The organism is Pantoea sp. AG1095 (genome assembly GCF_003208415.1).
In the GTDB taxonomy this organism is placed as follows: domain Bacteria; phylum Pseudomonadota; class Gammaproteobacteria; order Enterobacterales; family Enterobacteriaceae; genus Pantoea; species Pantoea leporis.
In genome coordinates, this window is record NZ_QKMJ01000005.1 from 92,343 (window position 1) to 106,658 (window position 14,316).

The window sequence follows — 14,316 nt, forward strand, 5'->3', positions numbered from 1 at the left end:
GAATTACAGCGTTACTCTTCACTCGCGTCGGCTTTCGGACGCGCTGGTGCATTCACTTCTACGCTATCGATGCGTTGCAGGCCACGCGCCACGCTGCCGCGACGACCGCGCTCGGCACGCACTTTCTGCAGATCTTCATCACGCATGATCAGCTTACGTTTACCGACATATACGGTGATTGATGCGCCCGGCGGCAGAATCAGCAACCATTGTAGTTTGTCGGTGCCCGCCGCGGCTTCCGCTGCAGGAATCGAAATGATCTTGTTGCCTTTGCCTTTCGACATCTGCGGCAGATCGCCAACCGGGAACATCAACATGCGTCCGGCCTGGGTAATTGCCAGCAGCATATCATCGCCCGAATGTACCGCCATTGGCGTCATCACTTTGGCGTTTTCCGGCAGCGTCAGCAGCGCTTTACCGGCACGGTTGCGCGACACCAGATCGGCAAAGGTACAGATGAAACCGTAACCGGCGTCAGAGGCCATCAACAGCTTCTGATCGTCGGGCTCCATCAGCACCTGCTCAATCACCGCGCCCGGCGGTGGCGTCAGTTTGCCGGTGAGCGGCTCGCCCTGTCCGCGCGCGGACGGCAATGAGGTCGGTTCCAGCGTGTAGCTGCGTCCGGTGGAGTCGATAAAGGCCACCGGCTGATTGCTCTTGCCGCGTGCGGCGGCCAGATAGCTGTCGCCCGCTTTGTAGCTTAAGCCCGCCGGATCGATATCGTGACCTTTGGCGCTGCGCACCCAGCCCATCTGCGACAGCACGATGGTCACCGGCTCAGCGCTTACCAGCTCGGTTTCGCTCAGCGCTTTGGCTTCTTCGCGCTCGTGCAGCGGTGAACGGCGATCGTCGCCGTAGGTTTGGCTATCGGCCAGCAGCTCTTTCTTCAGCAGATTGCTCATCTTGCGCTCGGACGCCAGAATCGCCTGCAGCTGATCGCGTTCTTTTTCCAAATCCGCCTGCTCGCCGCGAATCTTCATCTCTTCCAGTTTGGCGAGATGGCGCAGTTTCAGTTCGAGAATCGCTTCGGCCTGGGTTTCGCTGATGTCAAAACGCGACATCAGCACCGGCTTCGGCTCATCCTCGGTACGGATGATGTGGATCACTTCATCAATATTGAGGAACGCCACCAGCATACCTTCAAGAATATGCAGGCGACGCAGCACGCGATCTAAACGATAGTTGAGGCGGCGCGTCACGGTATCACGGCGATACACCAGCCATTCAGAGAGGATTTCCAGCAGGTTTTTCACCGCCGGACGGTTATCCAGTCCGATCATATTCAGGTTAACGCGGTAGCTTTTTTCCAGATCGGTGGTGGCAAACAGGTGATTCATCACCTGCTCGAGATCCACGCGATTGGAGCGCGGCACAATCACTAAACGCGTCGGGTTTTCGTGGTTGGACTCATCACGCAGATCTTCCACCATCGGCAGCTTTTTATTGCGCATCTGGTTAGCGATCTGCTCCAGCACGCGTGCGCCCGACACCTGATGCGGCAACGCGGTGATCACCACATCACCATCTTCTTTTTTCCACACCGCACGCTGACGAATCGAACCGCGACCGCTCTGATAAATCTTACGGATTTCGCTGCGTGGCGTGATGATCTCCGCTTCGGTCGGGTAATCCGGACCTTGCACAATATCCAGCAGCTCATTCAGCGTGGTTTTCGGGTTGTCGATCAGCTTGACCGCCGCTTCCGCTACTTCGCGCAGGTTATGCGGCGGAATGTCGGTCGCCATCCCCACGGCGATGCCGGTGGTGCCGTTGAGCAGAATGTTGGGCAGACGCGCCGGCAACATCTTCGGCTCCTGCATGGTGCCGTCGAAGTTCGGGATGTAATCGGACGTGCCCTGACCGAGTTCACCCAGCAGGATTTCAGCGTATTTAGACAGGCGCGATTCGGTGTAACGCATCGCGGCGAAGGATTTCGGATCGTCCGGCGCACCCCAGTTTCCCTGGCCATCCACCAGCGGATAACGGTAGGAGAACGGCTGCGCCATCAACACCATCGCTTCATAACAGGCGCTGTCGCCGTGCGGATGGTATTTACCCAGCACGTCACCAACGGTACGCGCCGATTTTTTGAATTTAGCATTGGAATTGAGACCCAATTCCGACATGGCATACACAATACGGCGCTGCACTGGCTTGAGGCCATCGCCGATGTACGGCAGCGCGCGGTCCATGATCACGTACATGGAGTAGTTCAGGTACGCGTTTTCGGTAAACGTGTGCAGGGCAAGACGCTCTGCACCATCCTGCGTCAATTCGCTCATTCAGCTCGCATCCTCACTTCGTGGCCCGCAACGGCGGGACATCCGGCGGTCATTTGGCGAGGATATTACCTTATTCGTGCGGTTTAGTCACAGAGAAGCCCGTTCAGCAAACAGAATCGTCTTGCATTAAATAGCGTGATATTGGTTGGAAAATTAAAACGGAATGGGAGCCATGTCACAGTGAATATCGGCAATAATCTGTGAGCAACTTCGCAATTAATATCGCGAGGCATTTAGCGTATTAATGGTGTCCGCAAGCCGGGACAACATTTAGTATTGTTGCTTAGTGATTACTCTCCTAAATTCATACTCCACAAGCCCCACATTTTTGCGCGTCTGATTTCTGGCATGGAATAAATATAACCACCAATTAGCCATAAACGTTTTGCCAAAATAAGGGTGAACGAATGCAAATACTGACTTCGCGACAACACCGATTAGTAAAATTGCTGCTGCATCATGCCGCACCGCAGCCGACAAAAGAATTAGCTTTACAGCTTGGCGTGTCGGAGAAAACCATCCAGCGTGATTTGCAATGGCTGGAGAGTTGGCTTCGCGACTGGTCGCTGCAGCTGGAAAAAATGCCGGGACGCGGCATACGTCTGCGGGTAGACGATCTGCAGCAGCGTCTGCAACTGGAGCAGCAGCTTAACGGCGACGAAAGCAGTTCGGATGCGCTGAGCCACAACAGCCGACGGGTGAAGATTGCCTCGCAGCTGCTGAGCGATGCGCCACGCGCAACTTCAATCAGTAAATTGTCGGAACGCTACTTTATCAGTCATGCGTCGATCGTGAATGACCTGAAGGTGATCGAAGAGTGGCTGCAGCCGCTGGGTTTGGTGCTGCAGCGCGGCCCCGGCGGCACCCACATCGAAGGCAATGAGCAGACGTTGCGCCAGGCGATGGTTTCGCTGATCAATGATGTGATGCAGCAGAACGTCGCCGGCACGCCGCTGCTACCACGCCTCGATCCCGGCAGCCAGCAAGCGCTGGTGCACTATTTTGGCGACGAGGATGTGGCTTTTGTGCAGGCGCTGCTGCAGCAGATGGAGCAGCAACTGAGTTATCCGTTGGGCGACGCGTGGTACCTCAATCTCTGCACCCATATTCTGATCATGATGCATCGCATGGCGCAAGGTAACGCGCTGGCGCTGGAAACCCTGACCAGCGCGCAGGATCTCGATCAGCGCATTCTGAAGATTGCCCAAAACATGGTGGTGCAGATTGAACAGCGCATGTGCTGCGCATTGCCAGCCGATGAAGTGGGTTTTATTTATCAATATATTGTCTCGTCCGGCATTGTGGTGGAAGAGCGTGGCGATAATGCCCCGCTGCATAATCAATTTTCCACCGCTGAATCAGTGAAAATAACCTGTGAATTAATCGATCGCTTCGCGTCATTTATTCAGCAGGACTTAGCGCAGGACCGATTATTATTTGAAGGGTTATTAGTTCATATAAAGCCATTATTAAATCGACTCAAATATCATATTCACATTCGTAATCCGCTGCTGGAGGATATTCAGCAGGAGATGAAGGAAATATTTTCATTAACGCAACAGGCGATGCAATTAACCGCGCGTAGCCAGGGACTTTCATCGGTGGCGGATGACGAAATAGGTTATCTGTGCGTGCATTTCCAGGCAGCGCTGGAGCGACAAATCGCCCACAAACGCATTCTGGTGGTGTGCTCCAGCGGCGTGGGAACCTCGCACCTTTTGAAGAGTCGCATTCTGCGCGCCTTCCCGGATTGGGAGATTGTCGGCGTGGTTTCCGCCAGTAATCACGCGGAGTTTTGCCAGCGAGAAACGGTGGATTTGGTGATTACTACTATTCACCTCAACGCCGGAGCGGTTCCGGCGGTGTATGTCAGCGCCTTTTTTAACGATGACGATATTCGGCGGGTGACTGACGCCATGATTGGCAGCCAGCTGCCCGACGGCGCCTCCTGCGCTTTGGCTGAACATTAATTGAATGAGGATTGAACATGGATATTTCGCGCATTCTGACGCCACGCCGCGTTAACCTGGCGCTGACCGCCACCACCAAAGAGCAAGCGATTCATGAGCTCACCGATTTGCTCTACCACGACGGCGCCATCAGCGACCGCGCTGCCTTTATTGAAGACGTCTGGCTGCGGGAAGCTGAAGGTTCCACCGGCTTCGAAAATCATATCGCCATCCCGCACGGTAAATCCGCCGCGGTGAAACAAACCACGCTCGCCATCGGCCGCACCCAACACGACATTTCGTGGGAAACGCTCGATGGCAGCCAGGTGCGCTGCATCATCCTGTTCGCGGTGCGACTGGAAGATCAGAACACCACCCATATTCGCCTGTTGTCGCAGGTGGCCAGTGCGCTGGCCGATGATGAGGTGATAGCCCAACTGCTGGTGGAAAACGATGCCAGCAATATCATCCGGCTGTTTAGTCAGTACGCCGAAACCGACCTCTGTTAACACCCTAACTCTCTGAGGTGACACATGAATATCGTCTGTGTAGCGGCCTGCACGGCAGGCATCGCGCATACCTACATTGCGCGCGAAAAACTGATTAAAGGGGCCCACGCGCTGGGCCACACCATCCACGTTGAAACTCAGGGCACCATCGGCACCGAAACGGCGCTGACGCAGCAAGATATCGCCGCTGCGGACGTGGTGATCCTCGCCGTTGACGTGAAGATCAAAGGCGAGGAGCGCTTTCAGGGCAAACCCATTGTGCGAGTGAAAACCGAAGTAGTGATCAAATCACCGGTAAAATTCCTCGAAAAAGTGGCGGATTCACTGGCGCGCGCCTGAGGAGATCCATCATGAGTGACAACAAACGTCAGTACGGCCAGGAGATCAAAGGGCATTTGCTTACCGGGATCTCGTGGATGATCCCGCTGATCGTCGCCGCCGGGATCTGCATCGCGCTCGGCCAGGTGATCGGCGGGCCGGATGTCGGCAAACAGACCGGCACCCTCGCGTGGATGTTGAATCAGATCGGCGGTTGGGGCATGGGGCTAATTGTGCCGCTGATCAGCGCGGCGATTGCTTACTCGATTGCCGATCGTCCCGGCTTCGCGCCTGGCCTGATCGTCGGTTTTATCTGCGGGCAGATCGGCACCGGCTTTATCGGCGGCATCTTCGGTGGCTTCCTGGTCGGTTACACCGTGCTGCTGCTGCGCCGCACCATTAAGTTGCCGAAATCGATGCAGGGCTTGATGCCGATTATGGTGCTGCCGGTGCTGAGCACCATCATCGCCGGGCTGCTGATGATGACCTTTATCGGCCAGCCGATTGTCTGGCTGCAGAAGGCGCTGATTGCCCTACTGGAGTCGATGCAAGGCGGTTCGAAATTTGTAATGGGCGCGATCCTCGGCGCGATGGCCACCTTCGACTTCGGCGGTCCGGTGAATAAAACCATGTCGCTGTTCGCCGACGGCATGCTGGTTGATGGCATTTACGGACCGGAAGCGGTGAAGTTTGTCGGCTCAATGATTCCGCCGTTCGGCATCACGCTCTCTTATCTGCTGAGCCGCAACAAATATACCAAAGCGGAAAAAGAGGCGCTAAAAGCCGCCTTCCCGATGGGCATCTGCATGATTACCGAAGGCGTGATTCCGATTGCAGCGCGCGACCTGTTCCGCGTGGTCGGCAGCTGCGTGGTGGCCTCCGCCATCGCCGGTGGGCTGATTATGGTGTGGGGCGTCGGCGCACCGGTGCCGCACGGTGGCATGTTTGTGGTGCCGTTGTTCACCAAACCCTGGCTGTTCTGTTTGGCACTCGGTATCGGCACCACGGTGTGCGGCGTGATGCTGTCGGTACTGAAAAAGCCGGTGACGCAGGCGGATGAAGAGTTCGATGACGTGGAAGCCCCCGGCGTCCGCGATGAAGAGATCAAATTCACTCTGGAATAAGGAGCCACCATGTTTGCCATGATGAACGACCTGATTCAGGCCGCCGCCCAACAGCGCTATGCGGTGTTAGCGATCAACTGTTTCAACCTTGAAACCGCGCGCGCCGCCATTCAGGCCGCCGAGCAGCAGCGCGCTCCGCTGATCCTCAATGTTTATCAGGGACACAGCGCGCACTTCCCGCCTGCTGTCGCGGTGCCGTTAGTGCGTGCGCTGGCCGAGACCGCCAGCGTGCCGGTGGCGCTGGCACTCGATCACGGCAAAGCCTTTCCGCTGATTGGTCAGGCGTTTCGCGCCGGTTTTACCGGCTTAATGATTGACGCCTCCTCGGAGCCGCTGGCCGAGAACATTCGCCAGACCGCCGCCGTGGTGAAGATGGCGCATACCGCCGGCGTGTGCGTCGAGGGCGAGCTAGGACACATCGCCGATGCGCCAACCTACGAACTGGCTGATGCCTCAGTGAAGATGACGCAGGTGGCCGATGTGCTGCCGTTTATCGAACAGACCGATATCGACCTGCTGGCGATCTCGGTTGGCACCGCGCACGGGCTTTATCCGGCGGGTGTGAAGCCAAAGATCGACTTTCAGCGCTTGCAGGAGTTGCAGGCGGTTTCTTCGCGACCGCTGGCGCTGCACGGCGGATCGGGCACGCCCGCTGAGGATATTCGCCGCGTTAGTGAGTTTGGCGTTGCCAAGATCAACGTCGGCGCGGCGGTGTTTGATGCCGGAAAAATGGCGGTGGAACAGGCCTTGAAGCAGCATCCTCACGCTGAGTTAGCCGATGTGCTTGGGCTGATGGAGTCCGCCTGCCGCGAAGTGGTGGCGGAGTACCTAAGCTGGTCGGGATCGGCGGGCAAGGTTTAGCCATCAGGTTGGTTGGTGTTCGCCATGAATGGCGACACAAGGTCGCATTATCAATTTCACATTCATATCCACTATCGGGTCGGCGCATGCGTCGGCTCCGGTAAACATCACGCTGAGGAAATATTAACATGTTGATTTCAATGAAAGAGATGTTGGCACCGACTCGTGAACACCGTTACGCGATTGGCGCTTTTAACGTGGCCGACAGCTGCTTTATCCGCGCGGTAGTTGAAGAAGCTGAAGCTACCCATACGCCGGCGATCATTTCCATCCATCCAAGCGAGCTGGAGTTTGTCACTGATGAGTTCTTTGGCTATGTGCGCGAACGCACGCTGAAAAGCAAAGTGCCGTTCACCATCCACCTCGATCACGGTGCGTCCATTGCTCAGGTGCTGCGCGCTATTCAATGCGGCTTTACCTCAGTGATGATCGATGGTTCATTGCTGCCTTATGAAGAGAACGTGGCGCTGACCAGAGAAGTGGTGAAACTGGCACATGCGGTGGGCGTTTCGGTGGAAGGTGAACTCGGCACCATCGGCGATACCGGCACTTCAGTGGAAGGCGGCGTGAGTAAAGTGATCTACACCGAACCGGCGCAGGCAGAGGATTTCGTGCAGCGCACCGGTGTGGATACGTTGGCGGTAGCGATTGGCACCGCGCACGGCATCTACCCGAAAGATATGAAGCCTGAGCTGCAGATGCATATCCTCAGAGACATTGCGCAGCGCACCACTATTCCGCTGGTGCTGCACGGCGGTTCAGCAAATCCGGATGCTGAGATCGCGGAAGCGGTGACGCTGGGCGTGGGCAAAATCAATATTTCCAGCGACATGAAGTTCGCCTATTTCGCTAAGCTGCGCGAGATTCTGGCACGCGAAACCTGGTGGGATCCGAATGTGATTTATCCCGATGCCATTGCGGCGGCGAAGGAAGTCATTCGCTACAAAATGAATCTGTTTGGCGGGTTGGGTAAGGCGAGTTTGTATCGCTGAGTTAAGTAGTAAGCCTGGCATCTTCAACGTGCTCGGCAATGCGCAATAAATTGCGCCGCTACGATATGTGCAGATATTAAGTATGGTAATCAGCCACGCGCACATATTTGTAGCGGCGCGATTTATCGCGCTCTTTTGTTATTTAGTCGCACCCAACCATTGTTTAGCAATCTGCGCGTATTCGCCGGTGGCGGTGCTGAGATGCAGCCACTGATCGACATACAACTTCCAGCTCATATCATCGCGCGGGATCATGTAGGCCTTCTCGCCGTACTGCATCGGTTTGTCCGGATTGATGGCGCACAGCGTGGGATAATGCTGCTGCTGGAACAGCGCTTCAGACGCATCGGTGATCATTACGTCCGCTTTGTTATCCACCAACTGCTGGAAAATCCCCACATTGTCAGCCAGCTGCAGCGTTGCCTGCGGCAGATGGCTGTGCACGAAGGCTTCGTTGGTGCCGCCCGCCGGTTCGATCACGCGCACGCTCGCCTTGTTAATCTGTTCAACCGTCTGGTATTTCGCTTTATCAGCACAGCGCACCAGTGGAATTTTTCCATCAACACCGAGCGGCTGAGCAAACCAGGCGATCTGCTGACGCTTGAGGGTGACTGATACGCCGCCCAATGCGATATCACACTGCTTGGCCACAAAATCATCGCTCAGGGTTTTCCATGTGGTTGGCACCCACTGCACTTTTGCGCCCAGGCTTGCCGCCAGCGATTGCGCCATGCTGATATCCAATCCTTCGTATTGGCCATCGCTGCGCAAATAGCTATATGGCTTGTAATCACCGGTGGTACAGACTTTTAAGGTTTTGCTTGCGCGGATGTCATCGAGGTGGGATTGCGCCTGAGCAGCGCCCGTCACCATAAGTAATGCACTCAGTATCGCGGTTTTCATGTTTTCTTCTTTTATGGGAGTTGATGTTGGTTTGCTCACGGATTGTTTCATAACCCTGCGTATTATTGCTTTATTAGCAAAAGTGTTGTGATCAATCACGCATTTTTCTCGCTGCTGCGCGCGCGTAGAGTGTGCGGCATTAACGAGAAACGGAGCGGATGACATGAACTTTTTAATTATCGATGGTGGCAAAACCTTCGCCCATTCGAAAGGCGAACTGAACCATACCTTAACTGACGTCGCAGCCAGCCAGTTGCGCGATCTTGGTCATCAGGTGCAGGTAACGATTGCTGACAGCGACTACAACGTGGCAGAAGAAGTGCAGAAATACCTCGACAGCGATGTGGTGATCTATCAAATGCCCGGCTGGTGGATGGGCGAGCCGTGGACAGTAAAAAAGTATATCGATGATGTCTTCACCGAAGGTCACGGTTCACTGTATGCCAGCGATGGCCGCACACGCAGCGGTGCCGGTAAAAAATACGGCTCCGGCGGTCTGATTCAAGGTAAGAAATACATGCTGTCATTGACCTGGAACGCGCCGCTGGAAGCCTTTAACGATCCTGAGCAATTCTTTGAAGGCGTGGGCGTGGACGGTTTGTATCTGCACTTCCACAAGGCCAACCAGTTCCTCGGTATGGAAGGTTTGCCGACCTTTATCTGTAACGATGTGATTAAAATGCCGGACGTGCCGCGCGATATTGAACGTTATCGGACTCATCTCAGCCAGATCTTTGCTTAACTGTAAGCACCCAGGGAAAAGAGGAAGCACTATGTTAACCGTCGTTGCAGAGATTTGTGTCAAACCGGGCCGTCGCCAGGTGGTTTTGGATGCGATTAACCAGCTGATTCCTACCGTGCTGGAAGAAGATGGCTGTCATCAATATGACGCATTAGTTGATCATCAGGCGCAAGTGCCTTGGAAACAGAATTCACCCGATTCCATTTTCATGCTGGAGCTGTGGGAATCACTGCGTCATCTGGAGCAGCATCAGCAGATGCCACACATGGATGCACATCGCGCGTTGATTAAAGATGAAGTGGTTGATGTGAAGATCCTGGTGCTGGAAGCGGCTAAGTAAGTCAATTTACTGTGTTGTTACATATCGTGCATAAAAAAGCCCCGGTCTTACGATCGGGGCTTTTGTTTAACAGCTAATCAGAAATTAGTGCTGTTGTTCCTGCAGCAGGTGCTGTGGAACCATCACTTCAGCATCGCCACCGTTGTTCTGGTAAACGTTATATTCAACGCCTGCCACGGTTACGGTGCCATTTGCCTGGCTCCAGTTATTCACGTCTTCACCTTCCGGCAGGATGTCTTGCAAGGTCACTTCCTGCGCAGAATCCGAAATCATCAACTGCGTTTTACCGTTGTCGATGAATAACGAGTCATCGCTCATGGACAGAATATCCGTCAGTGACATGCTCATCAGCGCTTCGTTGAATGAGTCTGGGAACAGGTCGCCTGGATCGATAGGCTCTGGTGGTGTAACGTCGACGTTCACATCGAACGATTCTTCACCGGCCACTTCATTACCCGCCGCGTCACGGTAACCGAAGGAGATATGGTAGCTACCTTCAGCCAGTTCTTTGGTATCCAGTGTCCATTTGCCGTTGGTCACCACCGCGCTGCCAATAATTTCGGTACGCGCTGCATCGCCATAGACCACTACCACGGTGCCATCTTCTTTACCGGTACCGTTCAGCTTCATGACCTGACCGTTGATATCAGGAACAATTGGACGAGGATAGCCATCAACGTCAATGAACGTACCACCGGTGTATGTACCAGCCTGAGGCGCGGTCAGATCCACATCAAAGTTGATGCCGTCATTGATAGGGCCTTTCACACCTGAAGCGCTGACAGGTTGAACGCGGATATTGTGCGCACCTTCCGTCAGAGCAGGCAGATCAAAACTCCATTTCCCATCAACCACGGTTGCTGAACCGATCTGCTTATCGCCATCATAGATAATGACTTTAGACCCGTTTTCACCGGTACCGCGCACGGTTGGCGATTTATCATCAGTAACGCCGCCATCGAGGATCTGACCGGTAATTGCACCTACGTCATCCCACAATTCGAAGTCCTTGATTTCGACCGGAATTTTGGTATCGATAATCAGTTCAATTGGATCGGAACGATCGGAGGTGTTGCCCGCCGGATCGGTAATTTCAACCACCACGTCGTACTCACCATCACCGATTGGATCGGTTGGAGTGACGGTCCAATCACCTTTCTCGTCGACCACGCCGCTACCAATGACCTGCTCTTTTCCGTCTTTATCAATGATGATGATTTCCACAACGTCGCCCGGTGTAGCACCGCCACCGGTGAACTCCGGCTGGGTTTCGTCGGTTGGCGTGCCTGGCTGGATGACGCCCTGCTCATCACCGGTGTTATCGACAATGCCCGGAGCAACCGGTTTTTCAGGTGCAGTCAAATCCACCACGATGGTGACCGGATCTGAGAAGTCTGAACTTTTGCCGGTTTTTGGATCTTCGATTTTGATCTTCAGCTCATGCGAACCTTCTTCCAGTGGATCAAGCTCGATTTCCCATTTGCCATCTTTGCCTACGGTAGCAGAACCAATGACTTTATCTTTATCGTAAACATAAACAATTTCACCCTCTTCACCTGAACCGCGCAGCACTGGGGTATCATCGTTGGTAGCATCACCGCTTACCAGCGGACGCTCTTCTGCACCGTTGTTGGCAACGATCTCTTCGATCTGTGCCGGAGGCAGCGTTTGGGTATCAACAATCACAATGAACTCTTCTGATGGAGCAGAAGCAGCACCACCTTTGGAGACGGAATCTACGCGCAGTGCATGTTTGCCCTCGGCGACATCCAGTTCGTAAGACCATTCACCACGTGAGTTGGCAATAACGGTTGCAACTACTTTTTCACCATCCCAGATACGTACAATGGAACCGGCATCCGCTTTACCCGACAGCGACAGGGTGGTGTCGTCAGTGGTATCGCCTGATTTCAGCTCACCGGTTACGCGGCCTACGTCATCGTAAACACCTTCCAGTGAAGGCGCTTCAGGTGCAGTAGCATCCAGTTTCAGGATGAAGTTGTCTGATTTCGGACTCATACGACCGTAGCGATCCTGATACGCCACGTTGAAGATATAGGTGTCATCCGTGGTCAGTTCCGGTGTGAAGGTCCAACGACCATCGCCACCTGCTGTCACGCTGCCGATCGGTGCTGAATCCGCACCGTAAATGAAGACCAGCGAGCCTGGTTTAGCCACGCCAGACAGCGTTGGGTTTTTATCGTCGGTGTATTGACCCGAAGTTAAGTGGTCAACATTCCCTACATCGTCAATCACGCGCAGGATTTGCGGCGCTTCGGGTGTTTCAGCTTCAATATGTATAATAAATGTGGTAGCTGGTCCCCAGTTATTAGCGTTGTCGCGAACGCGCGTCTGATAGTAATAAATACCATCTGGCAGCTCTTCAGATTTGAAATGATATTTACCCTCTGAATCAGAACGAATGATATAAACTTCGTTATTTAACGTGATTTGAATTTCGGCGTTTTTGTCCTTAATTGTTCCCGCTTGCTCAATATAACTTTTACTTGTATAGGCCTCATTGGCATTTTTAAATGTGCCGAAATCATGCGTGCCAATTACTGACTCTTCAGATTGCTGTAACTCTGAAGTTGGGCCTTCGGCTTTCACCACCGCGCCCGCTTCAACCACGACCACGAAAGGCGCAGAGGCTGGGCTTTCGTGTTTACCCGCATCTTTAGCCACTACGGTCAGGCTATGTTCGCCATCAGCCAATTCTGGAGTAATGGTCCATGCACCCATGCTATTGGCTTTGACTGACGCAATCGGATCTTTTCCGCCGTTGTCATACAGGTAAACAATCGCGCCCGGCTCCGCTACGCCTGAAATGACAGGCTTATGTTCATCGGTGATTTCGCCCGGATTCAAATTGCCTTTATTGCTGCCAGAGTTGTCCACCACACGCCAGATTTCCGGCGCTTCTGGGGCTTGGGTATCCAGAATTACAATAAAGGACAATGGTGGTGCGCGGTTACCTGCTTTATCGACGGTGATCAACTGCACGGTATGTGAGCCTTCGTCCCAGCCCGCTGGCGGTGTGAAAGACCAATTAGCGTTTTCATCAATAGGTGCTTTGTAAATCACACCATCAATAAGAATTTCAACATAACCACCGGCGTCTTTAGGATCGACCGTTTGACCTATCCAACCAAACTGACTATCGGTGATAGTTTTAATGTCCACTTTTTTTAATGCGTTAATGCTGTTATTTGCCATGATAATATTCCTTTAATATTTAGATTCGTGTTCCGGTTCCCTCCCGGAACGCAAGTATTCTCGACCAGTTAGTGAAATAACCAACACAGGACATGTCTTAATTAATGGTCTTTTAACGAAATCACTAATAGAAACCGGCGGCCGAAAAAAATGGTCTAAATTTGAAAAAATCAGACCATTGGTTCATTTTAAGAAAGTGATAAAACTATTTATTCTCCACACTGATAATTACACGACGTTCGCCTTGATAGCATGCTTTTTGCTGCTTCAGGGAGCCGGTGCACTGCGCCGTGACCTGGCTTTCACCCATACTTTGCGAATGAATATGCTCGCTCGCGAGCCCGTTATTAACCAATAATTTCTTGATTGCATCCGCGCGGCGTTGGCCTAACTTGATGTTGCTTTCCTCCTCCCCAATCGGATCGGTAAAGCCGGTGACTATAATGCGCTGTTCGGCTTTATTTTTGCTTTTCAACAAGGTCGCAAATTGTTGAATGGCGCTGTGACCCTGAGCGGAGATATCGGCGCTGCTCGCACTACCAAAATTAAACAACAAATCCGATGAAAACTCATAATTATCATAAGACTGTGTAGTTCCAGGCTGGCACGGCACCACCGCTGACGCGCGGGAAAGCAAGTGAGTTTGCTGACGTGTTCCTACTAATTGCTGCTGTGCCTGTTCGCTATCCATCACCAGAGGACGGCCAGAACCGTCAAGGCTGGCAATAATATAATAGGTTTTGCCCGCCGCCAGATTATCGCGCCATGGCTGTTGCTGCTTGCCCTGATAACCCGGCGCATCATCGATATAGCTCCCCAATGAATGTACACCCGGTTTCAGGCAAAACACCGTGTAGCCACCGGTTAATAATGCCGTTTGGAATTCGCCATCAACATAGATGTGTGCTGCTTTATTATTATTATCGTCTGTAGCTCGATAATAAACGATGCGGGTTTGCTCTGAGGCCGCTGCAGGCATGGATTGCCAGGCTTTGCCAAAATTAGATTGCGCTTGGATAGTTGCGCTGATGGACAATGACGCAAGCACCGTGGCAATAGCATATTTTTTAAGTTTCATTA

Annotated in this window: 12 protein-coding genes; 8 read left to right on the forward strand and 4 right to left on the reverse strand. The window is 53.3% G+C overall.

Translation table 11 applies throughout. The annotated features are described in order from the left end of the window. Nucleotides 1-11: 11 nt before the first annotated feature. The gene (gene parC / locus DEU53_RS12475) at nt 12-2,282 is read right to left on the reverse strand and encodes a DNA topoisomerase IV subunit A (protein WP_110867296.1); all 2,271 of its coding nucleotides are present in this window, start codon (nt 2,280-2,282) and stop codon (nt 12-14) included. A gap of 407 nt (nt 2,283-2,689) precedes the next feature. Here parC and DEU53_RS12480 point away from each other — a divergent pair, with 407 nt between their 5' ends. The 6 genes from DEU53_RS12480 to DEU53_RS12505 all read left to right on the forward strand — a co-directional run bounded on the left by DEU53_RS12480 (nt 2,690) and on the right by DEU53_RS12505 (nt 8,035). After that, a complete protein-coding gene (locus DEU53_RS12480) occupies nt 2,690-4,252 on the forward strand; it encodes a transcription antiterminator (protein WP_101763010.1) in 1,563 nt (520 codons plus the stop codon). 17 nt (nt 4,253-4,269) lie between these two features. After that, complete coding sequence (locus tag DEU53_RS12485) at nt 4,270-4,740, forward strand: PTS sugar transporter subunit IIA (RefSeq protein WP_110867297.1); 471 nt, start codon at nt 4,270-4,272, stop codon at nt 4,738-4,740. A 24-nt stretch (nt 4,741-4,764) separates the two neighbouring features. Continuing rightward, entirely contained in the window at nt 4,765-5,079 is a 315-nt protein-coding gene (locus tag DEU53_RS12490) for a PTS fructose transporter subunit IIB (RefSeq protein WP_101763009.1), read from the forward strand. Between the two features lie 11 nt (nt 5,080-5,090). Further along, nucleotides 5,091-6,182, forward strand: coding sequence for a PTS fructose transporter subunit IIC (locus DEU53_RS12495; protein ID WP_101763008.1), 1,092 nt, complete (start codon nt 5,091-5,093; stop codon nt 6,180-6,182). 9 nt (nt 6,183-6,191) lie between these two features. After that, nucleotides 6,192-7,043, forward strand: a complete 852-nt coding sequence (locus DEU53_RS12500) for a class II fructose-bisphosphate aldolase (protein WP_101763007.1) — start codon at nt 6,192-6,194, stop codon at nt 7,041-7,043. 128 nt (nt 7,044-7,171) lie between these two features. Beyond that, nucleotides 7,172-8,035, forward strand: a complete 864-nt coding sequence (locus DEU53_RS12505; RefSeq protein ID WP_110867298.1) for a ketose-bisphosphate aldolase — start codon at nt 7,172-7,174, stop codon at nt 8,033-8,035. A gap of 138 nt (nt 8,036-8,173) precedes the next feature. Here the strand turns inward: DEU53_RS12505 and DEU53_RS12510 are convergent, their stop codons facing one another. Then, nucleotides 8,174-8,938, reverse strand: coding sequence for a transporter substrate-binding domain-containing protein (locus tag DEU53_RS12510; protein WP_110867299.1), 765 nt, complete (start codon nt 8,936-8,938; stop codon nt 8,174-8,176). Nucleotides 8,939-9,101: 163 nt separating this feature from the next. Between DEU53_RS12510 and DEU53_RS12515 the strand changes: the two genes are divergently transcribed. Then, nucleotides 9,102-9,680: an NAD(P)H-dependent oxidoreductase gene (locus DEU53_RS12515; RefSeq protein ID WP_110867300.1), complete on the forward strand. Its 579-nt coding sequence runs from the start codon at nt 9,102-9,104 to the stop codon at nt 9,678-9,680. 31 nt (nt 9,681-9,711) lie between these two features. After that, on the forward strand, nt 9,712-10,020 hold the full coding sequence (locus DEU53_RS12520; protein WP_008103384.1) for a putative quinol monooxygenase: 309 nt from the start codon (nt 9,712-9,714) through the stop codon (nt 10,018-10,020). Nucleotides 10,021-10,104: 84 nt separating this feature from the next. Here the strand turns inward: DEU53_RS12520 and DEU53_RS12525 are convergent, their stop codons facing one another. After that, nucleotides 10,105-13,236, reverse strand: coding sequence for an Ig-like domain-containing protein (locus DEU53_RS12525; protein WP_110867301.1), 3,132 nt, complete (start codon nt 13,234-13,236; stop codon nt 10,105-10,107). Nucleotides 13,237-13,441: 205 nt separating this feature from the next. After that, on the reverse strand, nt 13,442-14,314 hold the full coding sequence (locus tag DEU53_RS12530; protein WP_110867302.1) for an OmpA family protein: 873 nt from the start codon (nt 14,312-14,314) through the stop codon (nt 13,442-13,444). Between the last annotated feature and the right edge of the window lie 2 nt (nt 14,315-14,316).

What these genes read in the sequence shown, in the direction of transcription:
- parC (WP_110867296.1), bottom strand. Translation starts at nt 2,282, where the DNA reads ATGAGCGAATTGACGCAGGATGGTGCAGAGCGTCTTGCCCTGCACACG.
- DEU53_RS12480 (WP_101763010.1), top strand. Translation starts at nt 2,690, where the DNA reads ATGCAAATACTGACTTCGCGACAACACCGATTAGTAAAATTGCTGCTG.
- DEU53_RS12485 (WP_110867297.1), top strand. Translation starts at nt 4,270, where the DNA reads ATGGATATTTCGCGCATTCTGACGCCACGCCGCGTTAACCTGGCGCTG.
- DEU53_RS12490 (WP_101763009.1), top strand. Translation starts at nt 4,765, where the DNA reads ATGAATATCGTCTGTGTAGCGGCCTGCACGGCAGGCATCGCGCATACC.
- DEU53_RS12495 (WP_101763008.1), top strand. Translation starts at nt 5,091, where the DNA reads ATGAGTGACAACAAACGTCAGTACGGCCAGGAGATCAAAGGGCATTTG.
- DEU53_RS12500 (WP_101763007.1), top strand. Translation starts at nt 6,192, where the DNA reads ATGTTTGCCATGATGAACGACCTGATTCAGGCCGCCGCCCAACAGCGC.
- DEU53_RS12505 (WP_110867298.1), top strand. Translation starts at nt 7,172, where the DNA reads ATGTTGATTTCAATGAAAGAGATGTTGGCACCGACTCGTGAACACCGT.
- DEU53_RS12510 (WP_110867299.1), bottom strand. Translation starts at nt 8,938, where the DNA reads ATGAAAACCGCGATACTGAGTGCATTACTTATGGTGACGGGCGCTGCT.
- DEU53_RS12515 (WP_110867300.1), top strand. Translation starts at nt 9,102, where the DNA reads ATGAACTTTTTAATTATCGATGGTGGCAAAACCTTCGCCCATTCGAAA.
- DEU53_RS12520 (WP_008103384.1), top strand. Translation starts at nt 9,712, where the DNA reads ATGTTAACCGTCGTTGCAGAGATTTGTGTCAAACCGGGCCGTCGCCAG.
- DEU53_RS12525 (WP_110867301.1), bottom strand. Translation starts at nt 13,236, where the DNA reads ATGGCAAATAACAGCATTAACGCATTAAAAAAAGTGGACATTAAAACT.
- DEU53_RS12530 (WP_110867302.1), bottom strand. Translation starts at nt 14,314, where the DNA reads ATGAAACTTAAAAAATATGCTATTGCCACGGTGCTTGCGTCATTGTCC.